Raw genomic sequence first — 22,738 nt, forward strand, 5'->3', positions numbered from 1 at the left:
GCTTCGTTCATCCAACTCGCCGGTGTCTTCCGGGGTTTGACGCCCTGTCCGACGTTTCAAACTCTAGCCGATCCCCGCTCCGAAAAGCGAATCCGACCGCAACCCGATAAAACGCGCACACCGAATAAGCACCAGGCCGAGCCGCGAAAAGCGGAACGACCGGTACGAACCGAGAAGTGGTGTTTCAGAGGATTGGCCGCCTCGGGACCGTCCGCGCAGACGCGTGTCCGGTGCTCCCTGCCAGGCAGCTCGAAGAACTGTACGCGCTTCCGCGACCGGATGCAAACGTCGTGCAAAGACCGCCGGCCGGACCTCCGGGGAAGGGGTCCGGCCGGCGGAGCCGTGCGACTCAGCTGTTGGTGGGGAAGCCCAGGTTGATGCCGCCGTGCGACGGGTCCAGCCAGCGCTGGGTGACGGCCTTGCCCCGGGTGAAGAACTGCACGCCGTCCTGGCCGTACGCGTGGGCGTCGCCGAACAGCGAGGCCTTCCAGCCGCCGAAGGAGTAGTAGGCGACCGGGACCGGGATCGGCACGTTGATGCCGACCATGCCGACCTCCACCTCGAACTGGAAGCGCCGGGCGGCGCCGCCGTCGTTGGTGAAGAGGGCGGTGCCGTTGCCGTACGGGTTGGCGTTGATCAGCGCCAGGCCCTCCTCGTACGACGCGACGCGCACCACCGACAGGACCGGGCCGAAGATCTCGTCGTTGTAGACGGACATGCCGGGCTTCACGTGGTCGAACAGCGTGGGGCCGAGCCAGAAGCCGTCGGCCGTCGGGGAGCCGTTGCGGTCCTCGGCGGTGACCGGGTGCTTTCGGCCGTCCACGGCGAGCTCGGCACCGTCGGCGACCCCGGACTCCACGTAGGAGGTGACCTTGTCGCGGTGCTGGCCGGTGACCAGCGGGCCCATCTCGGATTCGCCGTCGCAACCCGGACCGACCTTCAGGGTGGCGATCCGCTGCTTGATCTTCTCGACCAGCTCGTCGCCGATCGGGTCCACCGCGACCAGCACGGACACCGCCATGCAGCGCTCGCCGGCCGCACCGAAGCCGGCGTTGACGGCGGCGTCGGCGGCGAGGTCGAGGTCGGCGTCCGGCAGGACCAGCATGTGGTTCTTGGCGCCGCCCAGGGCCTGCACGCGCTTGCCGTAGCGGGTGCCGGTCTCGTAGACGTAGCGGGCGATCGGGGTGGAGCCGACGAAGCTGACGGACTTGACGTCCGGGTGCTCCAGCAGGCGGTCGACGGCCACCTTGTCGCCGTGCACGACGTTGAAGACGCCGTCCGGCAGGCCGGCCTCCTTCCACAGCTCGGCGAGGAAGTTGGCGGCGGACGGGTCCTTCTCGGAGGGCTTCAGCACGACGGTGTTGCCGGCCGCGATGGCGATCGGGAAGAACCACATCGGCACCATGGCCGGGAAGTTGAACGGCGAGATGATCGCGACCGGGCCGAGCGGCTGGCGGATCGAGTAGACGTCGACACCGGTCGAGGCCTGCTCGGTGAAGCCGCCCTTGACCAGCTGCGGGATGCCACAGGCGTACTCCACGACCTCCAGGCCGCGGGCGATCTCGCCCAGCGCGTCGGAGTGCACCTTGCCGTGCTCCGCCACGATGATCGAGGCCAGCTCGTCGCGGCGGGCGTTCAGCAGCTCGCGGAAGGCGAAGAGCACCGTCGTCCGCTTGGCGATCGAGGCGGTGCGCCACTCGGTGAAGGCCGCCGCGGCGGCGGCCACCGCCTGGTCGACCTCGGCGATGCTTGCGAAGTCGACCTGGCCGGAGACCTGGCCGGTGGCCGGGTCGAAGATCTCGCCGCGACGGGGGGCCGCACCGGCGGTGGCGACCGGCTTGCCGCCGATCCAGTGAATGATGTGCTTGCTCAAGGTCCGTCTGCCTCCGAAGTCCCGGGCGGCGTCCTGCCACCGGTCCGCTCTGGCGCTGCCCGCGGAGGGCCTGGCGCCGGGAAATCACGGGGCTACCGCGTTCGTCCTCCAGTCTGGCGGCCGCTTCGGCTCGGCTCAACGAACAGGCTGACGGGGATCGTGGATTCAGCCTTACAGGTCGTCCGGTCACACGGCCGAACGGGCGACTGCACCGGGCGGCTCCACCGGTCGGGGGCCTCAGGGCTCCCCGTCCTCCGGCTCCTCCAGGTACGGGTCGTGCAGTCCGTCCGCAGCCTCCCGGGTCTCCAGCAGGTCCAGCCGCAGGTCCTGCGCCCAGGCGAGCGCCCACCGCTTCCGGTCGTCCACCTCCCCCACCGGAACGCCCCGGGCACGGAACCGCCCGTCCGCCGCCTCGGCGAGCGTCTCCAGCCGGTCGGCCAGTGCCGTGGGCTGGAAGTCCGGGTCCAACTCCCCTGCCAGCGCGATCAGTTCGCCTTCGCTGTAGCAACGGGTGAGGGCGTGCGCGTCGATCAGGTCGCGCGGCATGCCCCGGTCCACGAGCAGCGCGGTGGTCAGCGCGGCCGCGTCCTCCAGGGCGACGACCGGCAGCACCACCGGCGGCTCGTCCGGCCCGGGCGCACCGAGATCGAGGCGGACGGGTCGGTGGCCCAGCGGCTCCTTGCGCAGCTCCACCGAGTGCGACCGCCCGCCGAGCGCCAGCCGGACGGTGAGCTGCTCCAGCCGCGGTGTGCCCGGCCGCTCGACGGCCTGGCCGCCCACCGCCCGGTACGCCTCGGCCAGCGCGACGGCCACTTCCGGCAGGTCGGCGCCGCCGGTGACCAGGGTCAGCCCGTCCTGCGGGCAGGCCGGGACGCCGTGGGCGCGCAGCGCGTGTCCGCTGGCCAGCGCGAGGCCGTACCGGTCGCAGACGGGTGCGGCCGCCGCGGCCAGGCGCAGCTGGGCGGGGCCCGGGCGGAGGGACGCGTCGACGGCGTGCGGGACGGTGGTCACGCCTCCAGTCTGACGCGACCGAGCGCCCGGCGCGCCACCACCACCGAGCGCCCCCATGCCCCCACGCACGCCGGGTGACCCCGGGCACCACGGGCAATCCTGGCACCCCGGGCAACCCGGGCGACGCCGGGCCGAGCCCCCGGAACGCTCACCAGCCGCTGAGCCTCGCCACCGCCTCGTGCAGGGCGAGTTCCAGCAGCATCGGGTCGTTGAGCCGCCCGGAGCCGTCGGGCGGGACCAGCCAGCGCACGCCCCGGCTGCTGCGCCCGGGGTGCGGGACGACGATCCAGGTGCCCTCGCCCGCGCTGCGCACGCCGGTGCCGGTCCAGCCGGCCGCCGTGCCGACGGGCACCAGGAAGCTGACCTGCTCGCCGCCGAAGTCGGTCAGGACCGGACCGCGGGTGCGCGGGTCCGTGATCTCCAGGGCCGGGCGCCCGAGCCGTCCGGGGACGGAGAGGACGTCCCAGCGTCGGCCGGCCGGCAGCAGCATCAGGCCCAGCCCGGTGCTCTCCCACTGCTCCCGGAAGGACTCCGGGTCCGGTGCCACCTGGGCGAGCCAGTGCAGTCCGGTGGTCTCCATGTCGTGTCCCCGCTTCTTGCCGTTCGAACTGTTCGGAGACGGCGGGAGCAACGGGACCCGCCGTCACCAGGGAGAGGCGGACGGCGGGTCCCGATTACACGACTTACACGACCGGGAGTGCCCGGATGGAGGCGATCGCGCTTCAGCTGTCGAAGCCGAGCCCCAGCCGGTCGAGGGTGCGCAGCCAGAGGTTGCGGTGGCCACCGGTGCGGTCCGCCCGTTCCAGCGACCGGGTGGTGAGTTCGATCCCGGCCCAGCGCACCGGCTCGGGCGGGAACGGCAGCGGCTTGCTGCGCACCATGTCCAGCGAGGTGCGCTCGGTGCGCTCGCCGGCGAGCAGGTCGAGCATCACCTCGGCGCCGAAGCGGGTCGCGCCGACGCCGAGCCCGGTGTAGCCGACCGCGTAGGCGACCTTGCCCCGGTACCCGGTGTCGAAGAACGCCGAGAACCGGCTGCAGGTGTCGATCGCGCCGCCCCAGGCGTTGGTGAAGCGCAGGCCCTCGAGCTGCGGGAAGCAGCGGAAGAAGTGGTTGGCCAGGGTGCGGAAGGTCTCCGGCCGCTGGTCGTACTCGTGCCGGACGTGGCCGCCGAAGTGGTAGACCGCGTCGTAGCCGCCCCACAGGATGCGGTTGTCGGCGGAGAGCCGGAAGTAGTGGAACTTGTTGGCGCTGTCGCCGAGGCCCTGCCGCCCGCGCCAGCCGATCGAGGCGAGCTGCTCCTCGGAGAGCGGCTCGGTCATCAGCGCGTAGTCGTACACCGGGACGATGTACGGGCGGACCCGCTTGAGCAGCGACGGGAACACGTTGGTGCCGAGGGCGACCTTGCGGGCGAAGACCCGTCCGTACGGGGTGCGGACGGCCATGCCGCTGCCGTGCTCCCGCAGGTCGGTGGCCCGGGTGTGCTCGAAGATCCGCACGCCCTGGCCCAGGCAGGCGTCCTTGAGGCCCCAGGCGAGCTTGGCGGGGTGGACCATCGCCACGCCCTCCTTGTCCCAGAGGCCGCCGAGGAAGGTCGGCGAGTTCACCTCGGCGCGCAGCTGGTCGGCGTCCAGGACGGTGATGTCGAAGCCGTACCGGGCGACCGCCTCGGCGATCTCGTGGAGCTCCTCGACCTGGTGGGGCTGGGTGGCGACGTCGATCTCGCCGGTGCGCTCCCACTCGGCGTCAATGCCGTAGCGCTTGAGGGTGGCCTCGATGCCGTCGAGGTTGGCGGCACCGAGGCGTTCCAGCTGGGCCAGTTCGGACGGCCAGCGGTCCAGGCCGTTGCCGAAGCCGTGGGTGAGGCTGGCCGCGCAGAATCCGCCGTTGCGCCCGGACGCGGCCCACCCGACCTCGTTGCCCTCGACCAGCACGACGTCCAGCGAGGGGTCGCGCTCCTTGGCGATGAGGGCGGTCCACAGGCCGGAGTATCCGCCGCCGACGACCAGCAGGTCGCAGGTGGTGTCGCCGACCAGGGCGGGCAGCGCCGCCGGCCGGCCGGGGTCCTCCAGCCAGAAGGGGGTGGGCCTGGCGTCACTGAGTGCGCGGGCGGAGTCCATGCATTATCAGCCACTTTCTACGGATAGATGACGGTATGACGTTCCACCGCTGTCGGCCGTACGTCAGGCGGTGGCCTTCCGACGGTTGCCCAGCCACTGGCCGACGACGGTCAGCACGACGGCGGCGAGGAACATCGCGGTGCCGATGACGTTCACCTGCACCGGGATGCCGCGCTGCGAAGAACCCCAGACGAACATCGGGAAGGTGACCGTGGTCGGCCCCGAGTTGAACTGGGTGATGATGAAGTCGTCGAAGGAGAGCGCGAAGCTGAGCAGCGCGCCCGCCGCGATGCCGGGCGCCGCCAGCGGCAGGGTGACCCTCAGGAAGGTCTGGGTGGGGGTCGCGTAGAGGTCCTGGGCGGCCTGTTCGAGCCTCGGGTCCATGCTCATCACGCGTGCCTTGACCGCCGTCACCACGAAGCTGAGGCAGAACATGATGTGCGCGATGAGGATGGTGGTGAAGCCGAACGGGATGCGCATGTTGAGGAAGAGCGTCCCGAGCGAGGCGGCCATGACCACCTCGGGCATGGCCATCGGCAGGAAGATCATCGCGGTGGTGGCCGAGCGGCCGCGGAAGCGGTAGCGGGCCAGCGCGAAGGCGACCATGGTGCCGAGCACGGTGGCGCCGATGGTGGCGAGTACCGCGATCTGCAGGCTGAGCGAGAGCGACTGGCACATGTCGGCCACACCGCAGGGGTCGGTCCAGGCGTCGGTGGAGAACTCGTTCCACTCGTAGTTGAACTTGCCCACCGGCTTGTTGAACGAGAAGGCGAGCACGACCAGGTTGGGCAGCACCAGGTAGGCGAGGGCCAGCAGGCCGGCCAGCACCACCAGGTGGGCGCGGATCCACTTGGAAATCCGGGACATCAGACCAGATCCTCCGTCCCGGCCTTGCGCATGTAGACCGTCACCATGCCCAGGATCAGGGCCATCAGGATGAAGCTCAGCGCGGCCGCCGTGGGGTAGTCGAGCACGTTCAGGAACTGCTTCTGGATGCCGTTGCCGACCATCTGCTCGCTCGGCGAGCCCAGCAGCTGGGCGTTGATGTAGTCGCCGGAGGCGGGGATGAAGGTCAGCAGGGTGCCCGCGACCACGCCCGGCAGCGAGATCGGGAAGGTGACCTTGCGGAAGGTGGTGAACGGCCGGGCGTAGAGGTCGCCGGCCGCCTCGTGCAGGCGCGGGTCGATCCGCTCCAGCGAGGTGTACAGCGGCAGGATCATGAACGGCAGGAAGTTGTAGGTCAGACCGCAGACCACCGCGAGCGGCGTGGCCAGCACCCGGTCGCCGTCGGTGAGGCCGAGCAGGTTGGTGACGTCCAGGACGTGCAGCGCGTTCAGCGCGCCGACCACCGGGCCGCCGTCGGACAGGATGGTCTTCCAGGCCAGCGTGCGGATCAGGAAGCTGGTGAAGAACGGCGCGATGACCAGGATCAGGATGACGTTGCGCCAGCGCTTGCTCGCCTTGAAGGCGATCGTGTACGCGAGCGGGTAGCCGACGGCCAGGCAGAGCACGGTGGCGACGGCCGCGTAGGAGAACGAGCGCACGAAGTGCCACTTGTACTCGACCAGGGCGTCCCAGTAGGTCGAGAAGTGCCAGGTGACCTTGAAGCCCTCTTCGAGCGAGCCGGTCTGCAGCGAGGTCGAGCCCTGGTAGAGCATCGGGACGGCGAAGAAGATCACCAGCCAGGCGATGCCGGGCAGCAGCAGCCAGTACGGGGTGAGCTTGCGCCTGGGCTTCGGCGCCGGTTGTTCCAGGGGTATGACCTGGGACGGCGCGGCCGGGGTGGTGGCGGTCATGCGGCCTCCTCCCCGGTGCCCGCGTCGATCGCCTGCGCGGCGTCCAGCGCGAAGGAGTGCGCCGGGTTCCAGTGCAGCTGGACGGCGGCGCCGGGGACGATCCGGGCGTCGCGCTCCATGTTCTGCTCGAAGACGGTGACCTCCTGGCCACCGTCGGTGCGCACCACGTACTGGGTGGAGACGCCGATGAAGCTGGAGTCGAGCACCGTGCCGACGAGCCGGTTGCGGCCGTCGGCGACCTGCTCGGAGGCGTGGGTGATGGTGATCTTCTCCGGGCGAACGCCCAGGTGGACGCGCTTGGCGTCGGTGGCGCAGCGCGCCTTCGGCACCGCGAGGCGGGCGCCGGCCGCGCTGAGCAGGAGGTCGCCGCCCTCGGCGCCGGTGACCTCGGCGGGCAGCAGGTTGGACTGGCCGAGGAAGTTGGCCACGAAGGTGGTGGCGGGGTTCTCGTACAGCTCCGCGGGGGCGCCCAGCTGCTCGACCCGGCCGCCGTTCATCACCGCGATGGTGTCGGCCATGGTCATGGCCTCCTCCTGGTCGTGGGTGACGTGCACGAAGGTGATGCCGACCTCGGTCTGGATCCGCTTGAGCTCCAGCTGCATCTGGCGGCGGAGCTTGAGGTCGAGCGCGCCGAGCGGCTCGTCCAGGAGCAGCACCTGCGGGTGGTTGATCAGCGCGCGGGCGACCGCGACGCGCTGCTGCTGGCCGCCGGAGAGCTGGTGCGGCTTGCGCCGGGCGTACTGGCCGAGTTCGACCAGCTCCAGCATCTCCTCGACCTGCTTCCTGACGTCCTTCCGGCCGCGCCGGCGCAGGCCGAAGGCGACGTTCTCGAAGATGTCCAGGTGCGGGAAGAGCGCGTAGCTCTGGAAGACGGTGTTCACCGGCCGCTTGTACGGGGGCAGGGCGGTGACGTCCTGGCCGCCGATCAGGACGGTTCCGCTGGTGGGCTCCTCCAGGCCGGCGATCATCCGCAGGGTGGTCGTCTTGCCGCAGCCGGAGGCGCCGAGCAGGGCGAAGAAGGAGCCCTGCGGGACGGTCAGGTCGAGCGGGTGGACGGCGGTGAAGGAGCCGTAGGTCTTGCCGATGCCGGTGAGCCGGACGTCGCCGCCGACGGCCGCGTCGCGCTGCTGGTCTGTCATGGGGTGGTGTCTTCCTGGGTTTCTCTGCCGGGAGGTGGGGTCAGGCGCCGATGAGCTTGGAGAACTTCTGCTCGAAGTCGCTCTCCTCGCTCTCGGAGAGCGTGCGGAACACGTGCGCCTTGACCGCCATCTCGGGGGTGGGTACGACCAGCGGGTTGGCCGCGGTGTCCGGGGCGATGCCGGCGAGCTCGTCCTTCATCCCGGTGACGGCGGAGACGAAGCCGATGCCCGCGACAAGCTGCGCCGCGATCTTCGGCTGATAGTAGAAGTCGATCAGCTTCTCCGCGTTCGCCTTGTGCTGGGCCTTGGCCGGAACCAGCATGTTGTCGGTCGAGGCGATGTAGCCCTTCTCCGGGATGACGAACCCGATGTCCGGGTTGTCGGCCTGCAGCTGGATCAGGTCCCCGCCCCAGGCGATGCAGGCCGCGATGTCGCCGGCGGAGAGCTCCTGGCCGTAGTCGTTGCCGGTGAAGCGGCGGATCTGCTTGCTGTCGACGGCCTTCTGCAGCCGGGCGACCGCGCCGTCGTAGTCGTCGGCGGTGAACCTCGCGGTGTCCTTGCCCTGGTCCAGCAGGACCATCCCGATGCTGTCGCGCATCTCGGAGAGGAAGGTCACCCGGCCCTTGAGGTCGGGGTCGTCCAGCAGCTGGGAGACACTGGTGACCTCCTTGCCCCTGGTCGCCTTCCGGTTGTACGCGACGACGGTCTGGATGCCGGCCCACGGGTAGGAGTAGAGCCGCCCCGGGTCCCAGTCGGGGGCGCGGAAGCGCGCCTCGATGGTGGTGATCGCGGTGGTGACGTTCGCCGGGGTGAGCTTCTGCGCCCAGCCGAGCCGGATCAGCCGGGCGGCCATCCAGTCGGTGAGCACCATCAGGTCGCGGCCGGTGTCCTGGCCCGCGGCGAGCTGCGGCTTGACCTTGCCGAAGAACTCGACGTTGTCGTTGACGTCCTCGTTGTACTTGACCTTGATGCCGGTGGCCTCGGTGAAGGCGTCCAGGGTGCCGTGCTTCTCCTTGTCCTTCTCGTCCGTGTCCACGTACAGCGGCCAGTTGGAGAAGTTGACCTCCTTCTGCGTCCCCGAGAGGTCCTCGGCAGCGTTCGCGGTCGAGTCGCCGGTCGCCCGCGGTGCGGCCGGGATGCCGCAGGCCGCCAGGGTGCCCGCTCCCGCGGTCAGCGCCGCGGCGCGCAGCAGGGTGCGGCGGCCGAGCGCGGCCCGGCCGCTGGTCAGACTGCGTTCCCAGGCCCTGCGGACCGGTTCGGGCAGACCGTCGGTGAGCTCGTTGAACGCCATGGAACGGGCCTCCTGGGGGAGATGGGGTGTGGGGGCACCCGCTTGGTCCGGGGGTTATCTGTCTCCGAAGACGGTGCGGTGCCAGTCCTTGCGGGCCACCGCGGTGGTGTCGAACATGACGTGCTTCACCTGGGTGTACTCGTCCAGCGAGTACTGGGACATGTCCTTGCCGTAGCCGGACGCCTTGTAGCCGCCGTGCGGCATCTCGCTGATGATCGGGATGTGGTCGTTGACCCAGACGCAGCCGGCCGCGATCTCCCGGGTGGCGCGCAGCGAGCGGTGCACGTTGCTCGTCCAGGCGGAGGCGGCCAGCCCGTACGGGGTGTCGTTGGCCAGCCGCAGGCCCTCGTCGTCGCCGTCGAAGGGCAGCACGACCAGCACCGGGCCGAAGATCTCGCCCTGCACGACCTCGCTGTCCTGGGCCGCACCGGTGATCAGGGTGGGCGGGTAGTACGCGCCCCGGGTGAGGTCGGAGCCGTCGTGGCCCTTCTCCGGGACCAGGCCGCCGGTGACCACGGTGGCGTACGAGCGGGCGCGCTCCACGAAGCCGGCCACCCGGTCCCGGTGGGCGTACGAGACCAGCGGGCCGAGGTCGGTGCGCGGGTTCAGCGGGTCGCCGATCCGGATCGCCGCGAACAGCTCGGCCACCCCGGTCACGAAGGCGTCGTACAGCGGGCGCTGGACGTAGGCGCGGGTGGCCGCCGTGCAGTCCTGGCCGCCGTTGATCAGCGAGGCCGCGACCGCTCCGTGCACCGCGGCGTCCAGGTCCGCGTCGTCGAAGACCACGAACGGGGCCTTGCCGCCGAGCTCCAGGTGGGTGCGCTTGACGCTCGCGGTGGCGATCTCGGCGACCCGCCGGCCGACGCCGGTGGAGCCGGTGAAGGAGACCATGGCGACGTCCGGGTGCCCGACCAGGTGCTCGCCCGCGGTGCGCCCGGCACCGGTGACCACGTTGACCACGCCGTCGGGGATGCCCGCGGCGGTGCAGGCCCGGGCGAACATCAGCGAGGTCAGCGGGGTCAGCTCGGCCGGCTTGAGCACGATGGTGTTGCCCGCCGCGATGGCCGGGAGGATCTTCCAGGCGGCCATCTGCAGCGGGTAGTTCCACGGCGAGATCGAACCGACCACGCCGACCGCCTCGCGCCGCACGTACGAGGTGTGGTCGCCGGAGTACTCGCCGGCCGCCTTGCCCTCCAGGTTGCGGGCGGCGCCGGCGAAGAAGGCGGCGTTGTCGACGGTGCCGGGCACGTCGAACTCGGTGGCCAGCCTGACCGGCTTGCCGGTCTGCGCCGTCTCCACCCGGGCCAGGTCGTCGGCCGCCCCGGCCAGGACGGCGGCCAGCCGGGTGAGCGCCTCGGAGCGCGTGCCCGGGGTGGCCGAGGACCAGCCGGGCAGGGCGGCCTTCGCGGCGGCGACGGCGGTGTCCACGTCCTCCGCGGTGGCCAGCGAGACCTGCTCGACCACGCTGCCGTCGGCGGGGTTGACGACCTGGAAGGCTTCTCCGCTCCCCCGGGTCTGGCGGCCCGCGATGTACTGCGCGCCCGGGCCGAAGTCGGTCAGGTCCATCTGCTTCCTCCAAGTGCCGTGGTTCGACCGCTGCGGGGTCACGCGTCCGCGATGGGGGTCTGCGGTCCCGCTGACCTTGCCCGCTGCGGGGTTGGGGTGACAAGGGTCACTTCGCCAACCTCGGCGCGAAGGGCCTTACAGGGTGCAAGGGTGCGGGCAGGGCGACACCTCGTCGGGGGGATGGATGATTTACCTGACACTCTGATCACCCGGAGCCCCGCTCCGGCTCCCCACGGCCCCGGAGGCCCGCGATGCTCCCCACCGTCGCCCGAGTCCTCGACCTGGACGTGATGCGGCGCGGCCTGCCCCAGGTGGTGGCCGGCGCCGACCACCTGGAGCGGCCGGTCCGCTGGGTCCACGTCAGCGAGCTGCCCGACGTCGCCGGGATGCTGCGCGGCGGCGAGCTGGTGCTGACCACCGGCATCGCCCTGCCCGAGGACCGCGAGGGCCTGGCCCGCTACGTGCGCGAGCTGGACGAGGTCGGGGTGGCCGGCCTGGTCGTCGAGTTCGGGCGGCGCTACTTCGACTCGCTCCCCCGCGCCCTGGTCAACGCCGCCGAGCAGCGCGGACTGCCGCTCATCGCGCTCCGCCGCGAACTGCGCTTCGTCGCCGTCACCGAGGCCGTGCACGCCCTGGTGGTCAACGCCCAGCTGGAGCAGCTGAGGGTCTCCGAGTCCGTCCACCAGGTCTTCAACGAGCTGGTGGTGGAGGGTGCCGAGGCGCCCGAGGTGATCCGCCAGGTGGCCCGGATGGCCGGCGCCCCGGTCGTCCTGGAGAACCTGGCCCACCAGGTGCTCGCCCACGACACCGCCGGGCGCCCCGAGGCCGAGGTGCTGGAGGACTGGGAGCGCCGCTCGCGCGGCGTCCGCCCTTCCGGACGCACCGGCCACGACCCGCGCAGCGGCTGGCTGGTCACCACCGTCGGCGCCCGCGGCCAGGACTGGGGCCGGCTGGTGCTGGTGCAGGAGCCCGGCCCGCTGCCCGAGGGCGAGGCCCACCCCCACACCATGCTGCTGGAACGCGGCGCCTCCGCGCTGGCGCTCAACCGGCTGGTGGTGCGCGACCGGGAGAGCCTGGAGCGGCAGACCCACCGCACCCTGCTGTCCGGCATCCTCACCCACGCCCTGACCGTCTCCGAGGCGGCGCTGCGCGCCCAGGCCCTCGGCGTGCCGCTGGAGGGCCGCCGGCTGGTCGGCGTGGTGCTGCGGCAGCGGCGCGGGCCGATCCCGGCCGCGCTGGAGGCCCAGGCCCGGCTGCGCGACTTCACCGAACTGGCCGCCGGCGCCGTCCGGGCCTGCCGGCTGACCGCCCTGGTCGGCGCGCTGGACGACGAGGCCGTCGGCCTGCTGATCGCGCTCGGCACCCAGCAGGACGAGCACGCCGCGCTGGACGCCCTGTCGGCCACGCTGCGCCGGATGTCGGCCGAGGCCGGACGGGAGGGCGGCGACCCGGCGGGCCCGGTGGTCGCCGTCGGCTCCTCGGTCGGCTCGGTGCGCGACGCCCGGCGCACCCTGCTGGAGGCCACCCAGGTCGCCGACGCCGCCCTGCACGACGCGCCCGGCGGCCGCAGCTCCTCCTACTACCGGCTGCCGGACGTCCGGCTGCGCGGCCTGCTCCACCTGCTGCGCGACGACGCCCGGCTGCAGACCTACGTGGAGCGGGAGCTGGGCCCGCTGCTGGCCCATGACGCCGAGCACAACGGCCAGTTGGTGCAGATGCTGCGGATCTACCTGGAGCAGGGCCGCAACAAGTCGGCCGCGGCGGACGCGGCGCACCTGTCCCGGCCGTCCTTCTACGACCGGCTGCACAAGGTCGAGCGGATCCTCGGCGTCGACCTCGACCAGGTGGAGTCCTGCCTCTCCCTGCACGTGGCGCTGCTCGCGCTGGACGCCGTCCGGCGCTGAGAACGGCGCCGAGAACGGTGCGGGGAACGGTGCGGGGACAGGCACCGGGACCGAAGCCGGGACCGGCCCGCGCCGCGGGGCGCCTGGCCCCGCGCGTCACACCCCGGTGATGCGTCCCCAGACCTTGTGCAGCTCGGGCCGCTCGGCCGAGGTGACGTCGCGCATGGTGCGCAGCCGCGCCCGCATCTCCTCGGTCGGGAAGAGCAGCGGGTTCTCGGCGAGTTCGGCCTTCTCCTTGTCGCCGCTGGCCGCCAGCACCTCGCGGGCGGCCGGCACCGGGCAGATGTACTGGACGAAGGCGGCGAGTTCGGCGGCCACCTCGGGCTGGTAGTAGTAGTCGATCAGCAGCTCGGCGTTGCGCTTGTGGGCGGCCCGGTTGGGGATCATCAGGCTCTCCGCCCACAGCTCGCCGCCCTCCTCCGGCACCACGAACTCGATGTCCGGGTTCTCGGCGGTGAGTTGGACGGCGTCGCCGGAGTAGGCCTGGCAGGCGAGCGCCGCGCCGGAGGCGAGGTCGCTGGTGTAGTCGTTGCCGGTGAAGCGCCGGACGTGACCGCTGTCGACCGCCTTCTGCACCAGGTCCATCGCCTTGCGCGCGTCGTCGTCGCTGAACTTCGCGATGTCCGCGCCCTGGGAGAGCATCAGCAGCCCGAGTGCCTCGTCCAGCCCGGCGAACAGCGTGACCCGGCCCTTGAGGTCGGGCGCCCACAGGTCGGCGGTGGACTTGATCTCCCGGCCGAGCGCCTTGCGGTTGTACGCGATACCGGTGATCCCGGACTGCCAGGGCACGCTGCGCGTGCGCCCGGGGTCGAAGGCCGGGTCGGCGAGCTGCGGGTCCAGGTTGGCCGTGACGTTGGGCAGGTTGGCCCGGTCCATCGCCTGCACCCAGCCCAGCGAGACGTACCGTCCGGCCATCCAGTCGCTGATCACCATCAGGTCGCGGCCGGGGGCGGCGCCCTGGGTGAGCACCGGGCTGATCTTGCCGAAGAACTCGTCGTTGTCGTTGATGTCCTCGGTGTACGTGACCTCGATCCCGGTCTTCTCCACGAAGGCGTCCAGGGTCGGGCGCCCGCCCCCGTCGTCGGTGTCGATGTACTGGGTCCAGTTGGAGAAGACGAGCCGCTTGTCGCTCTCCGAGCGGTCCGGCGCGGAGCGACGGTCCTCGGCCACGTACGCGGACGGGATGCCGCAGCCGGTCAGGGTGCCGGCGCCGAGCAGCGCGGCCCCGCCGAGCACGGAACGTCGGTGCAGGGCCGGGGAGTTGACGGAGCGGCGGGTCAGGGTGGTGCGGCTGCTGGGCATGAACGGCCTTCCGGAGCGTGGGACGGCCCCGGGCACGGGGTGCTCGGGGCCGTCCTGGTAGGTACGTCAGACAGTGTGCGCGTCGGTGAGCGACAGCACCTCGTCCAGCACCGCGAGGCCGGTCTTGGCCTCCTCCTCGGTGACGGTGCACGGCGGGACGACGTGGAAGCGGTTCATGTTGACGAACGGCCAGAGCCCGCGCTGCTTGCAGGCGGCGGCCAGCTCGGCCATCGGCGCGTTGTCGGCACCGGCCGCGTTGTACGGCACCAGCGGCTCGCGGGTCTCCCGGTCCTTCACCAGGTCGAGCGCCCAGAACACGCCGAGGCCGCGGACCTCGCCGATCGACGGGTGCCGCTCGGCCAGCTCGCGCAGGCCGGGGCCGAGCACGGTCTCGCCGATGTGCTTGGCGTTCTCGACGATGCCCTCCTCCGCCATGGTGGTGAGGGTCGCCACCGCGGAGGCGCAGGCCAGCGGGTGGCCGGAGTAGGTGAGCCCGCCGGGGAAGGCCCGCTCGGCGAAGGTGGCCGCGATCTCGGCGCTGATCGCCACGCCGCCCAGCGGCACGTAGCCCGAGTTGACGCCCTTGGCGAAGGTGAGCAGGTCCGGGGTGACGCCCCAGTGGTCGGCGGCGAACCACTCGCCGGTGCGGCCGAAGCCGGCCATCACCTCGTCCAGGATGAACACGATCCCGTAGCGGTCGCAGATCTCCCGCACCCCGGCCAGGTAGCCCGCCGGCGGGACCAGGATGCCCGCGGTGCCGACCACGGTCTCCAGGATGACCGCCGCGACGGTACCGGGGCCCTCGAACGCGATCACCTGCTCCAGGTGCTCCAGCGCGCGCTCGCACTCCTGCGCCTCGTTCTCGGCGTGGAAGTTGGAGCGGTAGGGGTACGGCCCCCAGAAGTGCACCACGCCGGAGACGCCGCTCTCGTTGGGCCAGCGCCGCGGGTCGCCGGTGAGGGCGATCGCGTTGGCGGTGGCGCCGTGGTACGAGCGGTAGGTGGACAGCACCTTCTGCCGGCCGGTGTGCAGCCGGGCCAGCCGGATGGCGTTCTCGTTGGCCTCGGCGCCGCCGTTGGTGAAGAAGATCTTGTCCAGGTCACCGGGGGTGCGCTCGGCGATCAGCCGGGCGGCCTCGCTGCGCGACTCGACCGCGAAGCCGGGGGCGATGGTGCAGAGCTTCGCCGCCTGCTCCTGGATCGCCGCGACCACCTTCGGGTGCTGGTGACCGATGTTGGTGTTGACCAGCTGCGAGGAGAAGTCGAGGTAGCGGTTGCCGTCGTAGTCCCAGAAGTACGAGCCCTCGGCGCCGGCCACCGCGAGGGGGTCGATCAGCGCCTGGGCGGACCACGAGTGGAAGACGTGCGCGCGGTCGGCGGCCTTGACGGCCTGGCCGGCGGCTGAGTCAGCGGTGGGGATGCTCATGCCGGTAAGGCTAGGGCGGCCCGTCCCCGAAGGGCAGTTCCATCGTGTCAGCCGGTCGCGCCAACCGTCGACAGGGTGCAAAGCCGGTGGGCCCGGATCGAGACCCGGGCCCACCGTCACTTCAGCCGATCATCAGATCGCGGTCATACAGCGCCCGACCGTCACGACCCGCTCAGATCGCGGTCATACACCGCCCGACCGTCACGACCCGCTCAGATCGCGGTCATGACGTGCTTCACGCGGGTGTAGTCCTCGAAGCCGTACGCCGACAGGTCCTTGCCGTAGCCGGACTTCTTGAAGCCACCGTGCGGCATCTCGGCGACCAGCGGGATGTGGGTGTTGATCCAGACGCAGCCGAAGTCCAGGCGGCGCGACATCCGCATGGCGCGGGCGTGGTCCTTGGTCCACACCGAGGAGGCCAGCGCGAACTCGACGCCGTTGGCGTACGCGACGGCCTGGTCCTCGTCGGTGAACTTCTGCACGGTGATGACCGGGCCGAAGACCTCGTTCTGGATGATCTCGTCGTCCTGGTTCAGGCCGGAGACGACGGTCGGGGCGTAGAAGTAACCCTGGTCGCCGACCCGGTGGCCACCGGCCTCGACCTTGGCGTGGGCGGGCAGCCGCTCGATGAAGCCGGAGACCTGCTTCAGCTGGTTGGCGTTGTTCAGCGGGCCGTACAGCACGTCCTCGTCGTCCACGCCGCCGGTCTTGGTCTCGGCCGCGGCCTTGGCCAGCGCCTCGACGAAGGCGTCGTGGATCGACTCGTGCACCAGCACGCGGGTGGCGGCGGTGCAGTCCTGGCCGGCGTTGAAGTAGCCCGCCACCGAGATGCCCTCGACGGCCTCGGCGATGTCGGCGTCCTCGAAGACCACGACCGGGGCCTTGCCGCCCAGCTCCAGGTGGACGCGCTTGACGTCCTTGGAGGCCGACTCGGCGACGGAGATGCCGGCGCGCACCGAACCGGTGATGGAGGCCATCGCCGGGGTCTTGTGCTCGACCATCAGCCTGCCGGTCTCGCGGTCGCCGCAGATGACGTTGAAGACGCCGGCCGGCAGCTCCAGCTCCTTGAGCACGCCGCCGATGATCTCGGCCAGCAGCACGGTGGAGGCCGGAGTGGTGTCGGAGGGCTTCAGCACGACGGTGTTGCCGGCGGCGATGGCCGGGGCGAACTTCCAGACGGCCATCATCATCGGGTAGTTCCACGGCGCGACCTGGGCACAGACGCCGACCGGCTCGCGGCGGATGATCGAGGTCATCCCGTCCATGTACTCACCCGCGGCCTTGCCCTCCAGCATGCGGGCGGCACCGGCGAAGAACCGGATCTGGTCCACCATCGGGCCGATCTCCTCGGAGAGGGTCAGCGCGCGGGGCTTGCCGGTGTTGCGCACCTCGGTGTCGACGATCTCGTCGGCACGGGCCTCGACCGCGTCGGCGATCTTGAGCAGCAGCTTCTGGCGGGTGCTGGGGGTGGCGTCGCGCCAGATCGGGAAGGCGGCGTCGGCGGAGGCCATGGCGGCGTCCACGTCGGCGGCACCGGACAGCGGCGACGTCGCGTACACCTCGCCGGTGGTCGGGTCGACGATGTCGAGCGTGCGGCCGTCGGCCGCGTCGACGAACTCACCGTTGATGTAGTTGCGCAGCGTGCGAAGGTCGCTCACGGATCTCTCCTCGGTCTGGGCCTGCGGCGTTGCAGATTCCGGCGCAATGGTACGTCGGCGGATCCGGCGTACGAAGGGTCCCGAGTGGCCGTGCCCGGAGCGGCGCGGTCCACTGGTGGCGGTACGTGCGCCGGCCCTCGGGGGCGCGCGCGTACCGTGCCAGGGTAGCCGCACGACTGCCGGTATCGACAGGCCGAGCCTGCTTCGGCGATGAAATCCGCATGGGTTTTCCAAGATCACGACGAAATCAGCAGTTTCCACGCTTGCGAACACGGGAACGATCAGGCACAGTGGCCGCGTGGCCAACCGCGACCGGAACGCCAGCGTTCCCCTCGACGCCGCCTCCAAGGCGATCATCGAGCAGCTGCAGGAGGACGGGCGTCGCCCGTACGCCGCCATCGGCAAGGCCGTCGGCCTGTCCGAGGCGGCCGTGCGGCAGCGCGTCCAGAAGCTGCTCGACCAGGGCGTGATGCAGATCGTCGCCGTCACGGACCCGCTCACCGTCGGCTTCACCCGCCAGGCGATGGTCGGCATCCGGGTCGAGGGTGACATCGAGCCCGTCGCCGACGCGTTGGCCGCCCTCGACGAGGTCGACTACGTGGTCTGCACCGCGGGCTCCTTCGACCTCCTGGCCGAACTGGTCTGCGAGGACGACGAGCACCTGCTCGAACTGATCAACAAGCGCATCCGCGCCCTTCCCGGCGTGCGGAGCACCGAGAGCTTCGTTTACCTGAAGCTCCGGAAACAGACCTACACCTGGGGCACCCGATGACAGCCGACCCGGCGCAGAAGGACCTTTCCAAGACCGCCTACGACCACCTGTGGATGCACTTCACCCGCATGTCGTCGTACGAGAACTCCCCCGTGCCGACGATCGTCAAGGGCGAGGGCACCTACATCTGGGACGACAAGGGCCGGAAGTACATCGACGGCCTGGCCGGCCTGTTCGTCGTGCAGGCCGGTCACGGCCGCACCGAGCTCGCCGAGGTCGCCGCCAAGCAGGCCAAGGAACTCGCGTTCTTCCCGATCTGGAGCTACGCGCACCCCAAGGCCGTCGAGCTGGCCGAGCGCCTGGCCAACTACGCCCCGGGCGACCTGAACAAGGTCTTCTTCTCCACCGGCGGCGGCGAAGCCGTCGAGACCGCCTGGAAGCTGGCCAAGCAGTACTTCAAGCTGACCGGCAAGCCGACCAAGTACAAGGTCATCTCCCGCGCCGTCGCCTACCACGGCACCCCGCAGGGCGCGCTGTCCATCACGGGCCTGCCGGGCCTGAAGGCCCCGTTCGAGCCGCTGGTGCCGGGCACCCACAAGGCCCCGAACACCAACATCTACCGCGCCCCGTCCTTCCTCGAGGGCCCGGACGGCACGGTCGACCCCGAGGCGTACGGCCGCTGGTGCGCCGACGAGGTCGAGGTCGCCATCCTCAACGAGGGCGCCGACACCGTCGCCGCCGTCTTCGTGGAGCCGGTGCAGAACGCCGGCGGCTGCTTCCCGCCGCCGCCCGGCTACTTCCAGCGCCTGCGCGAGATCTGCGACCGCCACGACGTGCTGCTGGTCTCGGACGAGGTCATCTGCGCCTTCGGCCGCCTCGGCACCATGTTCGGCGCCGACAAGTTCGGCTACCAGCCCGACATGATCACCTGCGCCAAGGGCATGACCTCGGGCTACTCCCCGATCGGCGCCACGATCATCTCCGACCGCCTGGCCGAGCCGTTCTACAAGGGTGACAACACCTTCCTGCACGGCTACACCTTCGCCGGCCACCCGGTCTCCTCCGCCGTGGCGCTCGCCAACCTCGACATCTTCGAGCGCGAGGGCCTCAACCAGAAGGTCCTCGACAACGAGGCCGCCTTCCTGGGCACCCTGAACAAGCTGCGCGACCTGCCGATCGTCGGCGACGTCCGCGGCAACGGGTACTTCTACGGCATCGAGCTCGTCAAGGACAAGGTCACCAAGGAGTCCTTCAACGACGACGAGGTCGAGCGCGTGCTCTACGGCTTCCTGTCGAAGGCCCTGTTCGACAACGGCCTGTACTGCCGCGCCGACGACCGTGGCGACCCGGTCATCCAGCTGGCCCCGCCGCTGATCTCCGACCAGTCGACCTTCGACGAGATCGAGCAGATCCTGCGGACCAGCCTCACCGACGCGTGGGCGAAGCTCTGATCCCCTGAGCCCTCTTCCCCACCCTCCGCCGAAGGGCGGCCCCGCTCCCCGCGGGGCCGCCCTTCGGCGTACCCGCCCGGCCTCCCGTTCCTCTTCCGCCGCCGTCCCGCTGCCGTCGCGCCACCGTCCCGCCGCCGTCCCGCCGCCGTCCCGCCGCCCGGAACATCACAGTCGTACGACCAAACACGCCTGAATGCGGGTGATTTGCCCGTGATGGACCAGAGCGCCGCACCCGCGACCCGCACCTGTCGTTCTAATCTGACGACTGTCATATCCCTGCGGCCCCCAGGATGGATCCTCATGTCAGCGGCACCGCCTGACAACGACGTGCTGTGGGCCCGAGGGATCGTCAAGTCCCATGACGGCACCCCCGCCCTGCGCGGCATCTCGATCGGCGTCCGCGAGGGCGAGGTGCTCGCCGTCACCGGCCCGCGCGGCTCCGGCAAGAGCACCCTGCTCGGCTGCCTCTCCGCGCAGCTCCCGGTCGACGAGGGCGAGGTCTGGTTCAACAGCGCCCCCGTGCACACCCTCGCCCGGGCCGGCCGCGAGCGGCTGCGCCGCGACCGTTTCGGGTTCGTCGGCTCCGAGCCCCACCTGGTGCCCGAACTGACCGCCCGGGAGAACGTCGCCCTGCCGCTGCTGCTCGCCGGGGCCGGCAACAAGGCCGCCTACACCGCCGCCGACGAGTGGCTGCAACGCCTCGACGTCGGGGACTGCGCCCGGCTGCGCCCCGACCGGCTGGTGCAGAGCCGGCGGCAGCGGGTCGCCGTCGCCCGCGCCCTGGCCCCGCTGCCGCCCGTCGTGTTCGCCGACGACCCCACCGCCCCGCTGCACCGCGAGGCCGCCGACCAGGTCATGCGGATACTGACCAGCGCCGCCCGGTCCCACCAGCTCACCCTCGTCCTGGCCACCCACGACCCCGAGCTCGTCCGGTTCGCGGACCGCTCCGTCGCCCTCGTCGACGGACGGCTCACCGCCCCCGCCGCCCCCGTCCCCCGCGGCATCGCCGCCCCCGGGGCCGCCGGAGCGCCCGCCGTCACGGCCAACCGCCGCTGACGACGCCGAGCCGCTGAAAGAGTCGACGTGTTCTATCTCCGTCTGGCCCGGGGCTACCGGGTGCCCGACCTCGGCCGCTGGCTGCTCACCGCAGTGGCCGCCGCCGTGGTCGCCGCCTTCCTGCTGCGCTCCCTGGGCCGGGCGATGAGCGAGCCGATCGGCGGCGCCGACCCACTGGTCCGGCTGCTCTGGTGCCTTCCCCCGCTCGCCGCCCTCGCCTGGTTCGCGGCCGTCGCCGCCCGGTCGGTGCCCGCCCGCCGGCCCGCCCGGATCGCCGGCCTCACCGCCGCCGGGGCCGGCTCCCGCCGGATCCGGACGCTGATCGCCGGCGAGGTCGCGCTCGCCTGCACCCTCGGCAGCGTGCTCACCCTGCTGCTCTTCCTGGTGCTGCGCAACGACGTCGCCGGGCCCGCGCTCGCCGCCGACCTCGGCACGGGCGTGTCGCTGCCGCCCGCCGCACCCGTCGCCCTGCTCGCCCTGGTCCCGCTCACCGCAGGCAGCGCCGCCGCCTGTGCGGTGCCCGTCGCCGAGACCCTGCCCGGTGGCCGCGCCTGCGCCCCGACCGCCTTCGGCGTCTGGCGGATCGCCCTGGCGACCGGGCTGGGCGTGATCGGCGCCGCGCTCGAACTCATCGCCCTGCGGCCCGGAGCCGCCGCCGACGGCCGTCCGATCCACCTGCCCGCCGGACTCGGCTCCACCAGCACCGCCGCCCTCTTCGGCTGGGCCGCCAGTGCGCTCGGTCTCGCCCTGCTCACCGGCCCGCTGCTGGCCTGGGCCGGACGGCTGCTCGCCGTCGGGCGGCCCACCCCACTGCGGCTGCTGGCCGGTCGCGGCCTCACCGCGCAGGCCCGTCGGCTCGGCGCGCCGCTGGCCGTGCTCACCCTCGCCGTCGCGCTGGTGCTCACCACCATCCGCTACTGGATCGGCACGCCCGACAGCGCCGACGCGCTGCCCGCCGTCGAGGCCTGCCTGGTGCTCGGCTGCGCGGCCGCCGCGGTGATCTCACGGCTCGCCGAGGTCCGCACCGACCGCCGCGAGGTCACCGACGCGCTGCTGCGCCTCGGCACCTCGCCCCGGCTGCTGTTCGGCGCGGTCGCGCTGCGCACCCTCGCGGTGGGCAGCACGCTGCTGCTGACCGGCGGGGCGACCGCCGCGCTGGCGGCCGCCGGACTCCGGTAGCGGGCTCCCCCAGCGGGCCTCAGCCCGCCGCGGCGAGCTGGCCGCAGGCGCCGTCGATCTCCTGGCCGCGGGTGTCGCGGACGGTCGTCGGCACACCGTGCGACTGGAGGCGACGGACGAACTCGCGCTCGTCCTCGGGCCGGGAGGCCGTCCACTTGGACCCGGGGGTCGGGTTCAGCGGGATCAGGTTCACGTGCACCCGGCGGTTCTTGATCAGCCGGCCGAGCAGGTCCGCCCGCCAGGCCTGGTCGTTGATGTCCTTGATCAGCGCGTACTCGATGGAGATCCGGCGGCCGGACTTCTCCGCGTAGTTCCACGCCGCGTCCAGCACCTCGGCGACCTTCCACCGGGTGTTCACCGGCACCAGCTCGTCGCGCAGCTCGTCGTCCGGGGCGTGCAGCGACAGCGCCAGGCGGCAGCTGAGGCCCTCGTCGGCGAACCGGTGCATCGCCGGGACGAGACCGACGGTCGAGACCGTGATGCCGCGCTGGGACAGGCCGAAGCCGTCCGGCGCCGGGTCGGTCAGCCGGCGGATCGCGGCCAGCACCCGGTTGTAGTTCGCCAGCGGCTCGCCCATGCCCATGAAGACCACGTTGGACAGCCGCGCCTCGCCGCCGGGGATCTCCCCGTCCTTGAGCGAGCGCATCCCGGCGGCGATCTGCTCGACGATCTCGGCGGTGGAGAGGTTGCGGGTCAGCCCGGCCTGGCCGGTGGCGCAGAACGGGCAGTTCATGCCGCAGCCGGCCTGCGAGCTGATGCACATGGTGACCCGGTCCGGGTAGCGCATCAGCACGGACTCCACGAGCGTGCCGTCGAAGAGCTTCCAGAGCGTCTTGCGGGTGGCGTCGTCGTCGCAGGAGACGTGCCGGACCACCGACATCAGCTCGGGCAGCAGGCTCTCGGTGAGCTTCTCCCGGCTGGCGGCGGGGATGTCCGTCCAGCTCGCCGGGTCGTTCGACATCCGGCCGAAGTAGTGGTTGGAGAGCTGCTTGGCGCGGAACGGCTGCTCGCCCAGCTCGGCGACGGCCTCCTTGCGCTCGGCGGGGCTCAGGTCGGCGAGGTGTCGCGGGGGCTTGGCGCCGCGCGGCGCGACAAAGGTGAGTTCTCCGGGCTTAGGCATGGTTGTTCCAGTGTCGCAGACGCGCGAGGGCCCCGGACGCCAGCTTGGGTTCCAGTGGTCGTTGCAACACCGCCTGGTTCTCAGGAGGTGAGTAGATCACGTAGACGCTCGGCTGGAGTGCTCCAGCCGAGCGTCTTG

18 protein-coding genes are annotated in these 22,738 nt (G+C 71.6%); 5 read left to right on the forward strand and 13 right to left on the reverse strand.

From position 1 onward, the window contains the following. Positions 1–349 precede the first annotated feature (349 nt). The 9 genes from ABZ449_RS37985 to ABZ449_RS38025 form a co-directional block, all read right to left on the reverse strand. Positions 350–1,873, reverse strand: a complete 1,524-nt coding sequence (locus ABZ449_RS37985) for a CoA-acylating methylmalonate-semialdehyde dehydrogenase (protein WP_360355519.1) — start codon at positions 1,871–1,873, stop codon at positions 350–352. 237 nt (positions 1,874–2,110) lie between these two features. Next, complete coding sequence (locus ABZ449_RS37990; RefSeq protein ID WP_360355521.1) at positions 2,111–2,884, reverse strand: hypothetical protein; 774 nt, start codon at positions 2,882–2,884, stop codon at positions 2,111–2,113. Between the two features lie 148 nt (positions 2,885–3,032). Then, complete coding sequence (locus ABZ449_RS37995) at positions 3,033–3,464, reverse strand: hypothetical protein (protein ID WP_360355523.1); 432 nt, start codon at positions 3,462–3,464, stop codon at positions 3,033–3,035. A 142-nt stretch (positions 3,465–3,606) separates the two neighbouring features. Then, positions 3,607–5,001 carry an FAD-dependent oxidoreductase gene (locus tag ABZ449_RS38000; protein WP_360355526.1) on the reverse strand — a complete coding sequence of 465 codons (1,395 nt, stop codon included), beginning with the start codon at positions 4,999–5,001 and terminating at the stop codon, positions 3,607–3,609. A gap of 63 nt (positions 5,002–5,064) precedes the next feature. Beyond that, positions 5,065–5,868: an ABC transporter permease gene (locus tag ABZ449_RS38005; protein WP_360355529.1), complete on the reverse strand. Its 804-nt coding sequence runs from the start codon at positions 5,866–5,868 to the stop codon at positions 5,065–5,067. Continuing rightward, on the reverse strand, positions 5,868–6,797 hold the full coding sequence (locus ABZ449_RS38010) for an ABC transporter permease (protein ID WP_360355531.1): 930 nt from the start codon (positions 6,795–6,797) through the stop codon (positions 5,868–5,870). Before ABZ449_RS38010 ends, ABZ449_RS38005 begins: the two co-directional genes overlap by 1 nt. After that, positions 6,794–7,936, reverse strand: a complete 1,143-nt coding sequence (locus ABZ449_RS38015) for an ABC transporter ATP-binding protein (RefSeq protein ID WP_360355534.1) — start codon at positions 7,934–7,936, stop codon at positions 6,794–6,796. Before ABZ449_RS38015 ends, ABZ449_RS38010 begins: the two co-directional genes overlap by 4 nt. A 40-nt stretch (positions 7,937–7,976) precedes the next feature. After that, the gene (locus ABZ449_RS38020) at positions 7,977–9,227 is read right to left on the reverse strand and encodes a spermidine/putrescine ABC transporter substrate-binding protein (RefSeq protein ID WP_360355537.1); all 1,251 of its coding nucleotides are present in this window, start codon (positions 9,225–9,227) and stop codon (positions 7,977–7,979) included. 54 nt (positions 9,228–9,281) lie between these two features. Further along, positions 9,282–10,793, reverse strand: coding sequence for a gamma-aminobutyraldehyde dehydrogenase (locus ABZ449_RS38025; protein WP_360355538.1), 1,512 nt, complete (start codon positions 10,791–10,793; stop codon positions 9,282–9,284). 251 nt (positions 10,794–11,044) lie between these two features. On the opposite strand from ABZ449_RS38025, the gene ABZ449_RS38030 reads away from it, so the two are divergent. Further along, entirely contained in the window at positions 11,045–12,697 is a 1,653-nt protein-coding gene (locus ABZ449_RS38030; protein ID WP_360355540.1) for a PucR family transcriptional regulator ligand-binding domain-containing protein, read from the forward strand. 96 nt (positions 12,698–12,793) lie between these two features. On the opposite strand, the gene ABZ449_RS38035 is transcribed toward ABZ449_RS38030, so the two are convergent. The 3 genes from ABZ449_RS38035 to ABZ449_RS38045 all read right to left on the reverse strand — a co-directional run bounded on the left by ABZ449_RS38035 (position 12,794) and on the right by ABZ449_RS38045 (position 17,082). Continuing rightward, entirely contained in the window at positions 12,794–13,999 is a 1,206-nt protein-coding gene (locus tag ABZ449_RS38035) for a spermidine/putrescine ABC transporter substrate-binding protein (protein WP_360355542.1), read from the reverse strand. 66 nt (positions 14,000–14,065) lie between these two features. Further along, on the reverse strand, positions 14,066–15,424 hold the full coding sequence (locus tag ABZ449_RS38040) for an aspartate aminotransferase family protein (protein ID WP_360355544.1): 1,359 nt from the start codon (positions 15,422–15,424) through the stop codon (positions 14,066–14,068). A 212-nt stretch (positions 15,425–15,636) separates the two neighbouring features. Next, entirely contained in the window at positions 15,637–17,082 is a 1,446-nt protein-coding gene (locus ABZ449_RS38045) for a gamma-aminobutyraldehyde dehydrogenase (RefSeq protein ID WP_360355547.1), read from the reverse strand. Between the two features lie 298 nt (positions 17,083–17,380). On the opposite strand from ABZ449_RS38045, the gene ABZ449_RS38050 reads away from it, so the two are divergent. The 4 genes from ABZ449_RS38050 (at position 17,381) to ABZ449_RS38065 (ending at position 21,480) form a co-directional block, all read left to right on the forward strand. Next, on the forward strand, positions 17,381–17,854 hold the full coding sequence (locus tag ABZ449_RS38050; protein ID WP_030243538.1) for an Lrp/AsnC family transcriptional regulator: 474 nt from the start codon (positions 17,381–17,383) through the stop codon (positions 17,852–17,854). Next, positions 17,851–19,245 carry an aspartate aminotransferase family protein gene (locus tag ABZ449_RS38055; protein ID WP_360355549.1) on the forward strand — a complete coding sequence of 465 codons (1,395 nt, stop codon included), beginning with the start codon at positions 17,851–17,853 and terminating at the stop codon, positions 19,243–19,245. The genes ABZ449_RS38050 and ABZ449_RS38055 overlap by 4 nt, the downstream gene beginning before the upstream one ends. A gap of 300 nt (positions 19,246–19,545) precedes the next feature. Continuing rightward, positions 19,546–20,301 (forward strand): ATP-binding cassette domain-containing protein, encoded by a 756-nt coding sequence (locus tag ABZ449_RS38060; RefSeq protein ID WP_360355552.1) that lies wholly within the window; start codon positions 19,546–19,548, stop codon positions 20,299–20,301. A gap of 27 nt (positions 20,302–20,328) precedes the next feature. Continuing rightward, entirely contained in the window at positions 20,329–21,480 is a 1,152-nt protein-coding gene (locus ABZ449_RS38065; RefSeq protein WP_360355554.1) for a hypothetical protein, read from the forward strand. Positions 21,481–21,499: 19 nt separating this feature from the next. On the opposite strand, the gene rlmN is transcribed toward ABZ449_RS38065, so the two are convergent. Beyond that, positions 21,500–22,600, reverse strand: a complete 1,101-nt coding sequence (gene rlmN / locus ABZ449_RS38070; RefSeq protein WP_360355556.1) for a 23S rRNA (adenine(2503)-C(2))-methyltransferase RlmN — start codon at positions 22,598–22,600, stop codon at positions 21,500–21,502. Positions 22,601–22,738: the final 138 nt, after the last annotated feature.

Origin of the sequence: Kitasatospora sp. NPDC005856 (genome assembly GCF_040629945.1) — a bacterium.
Lineage (GTDB): Bacteria > Actinomycetota > Actinomycetes > Streptomycetales > Streptomycetaceae > Kitasatospora.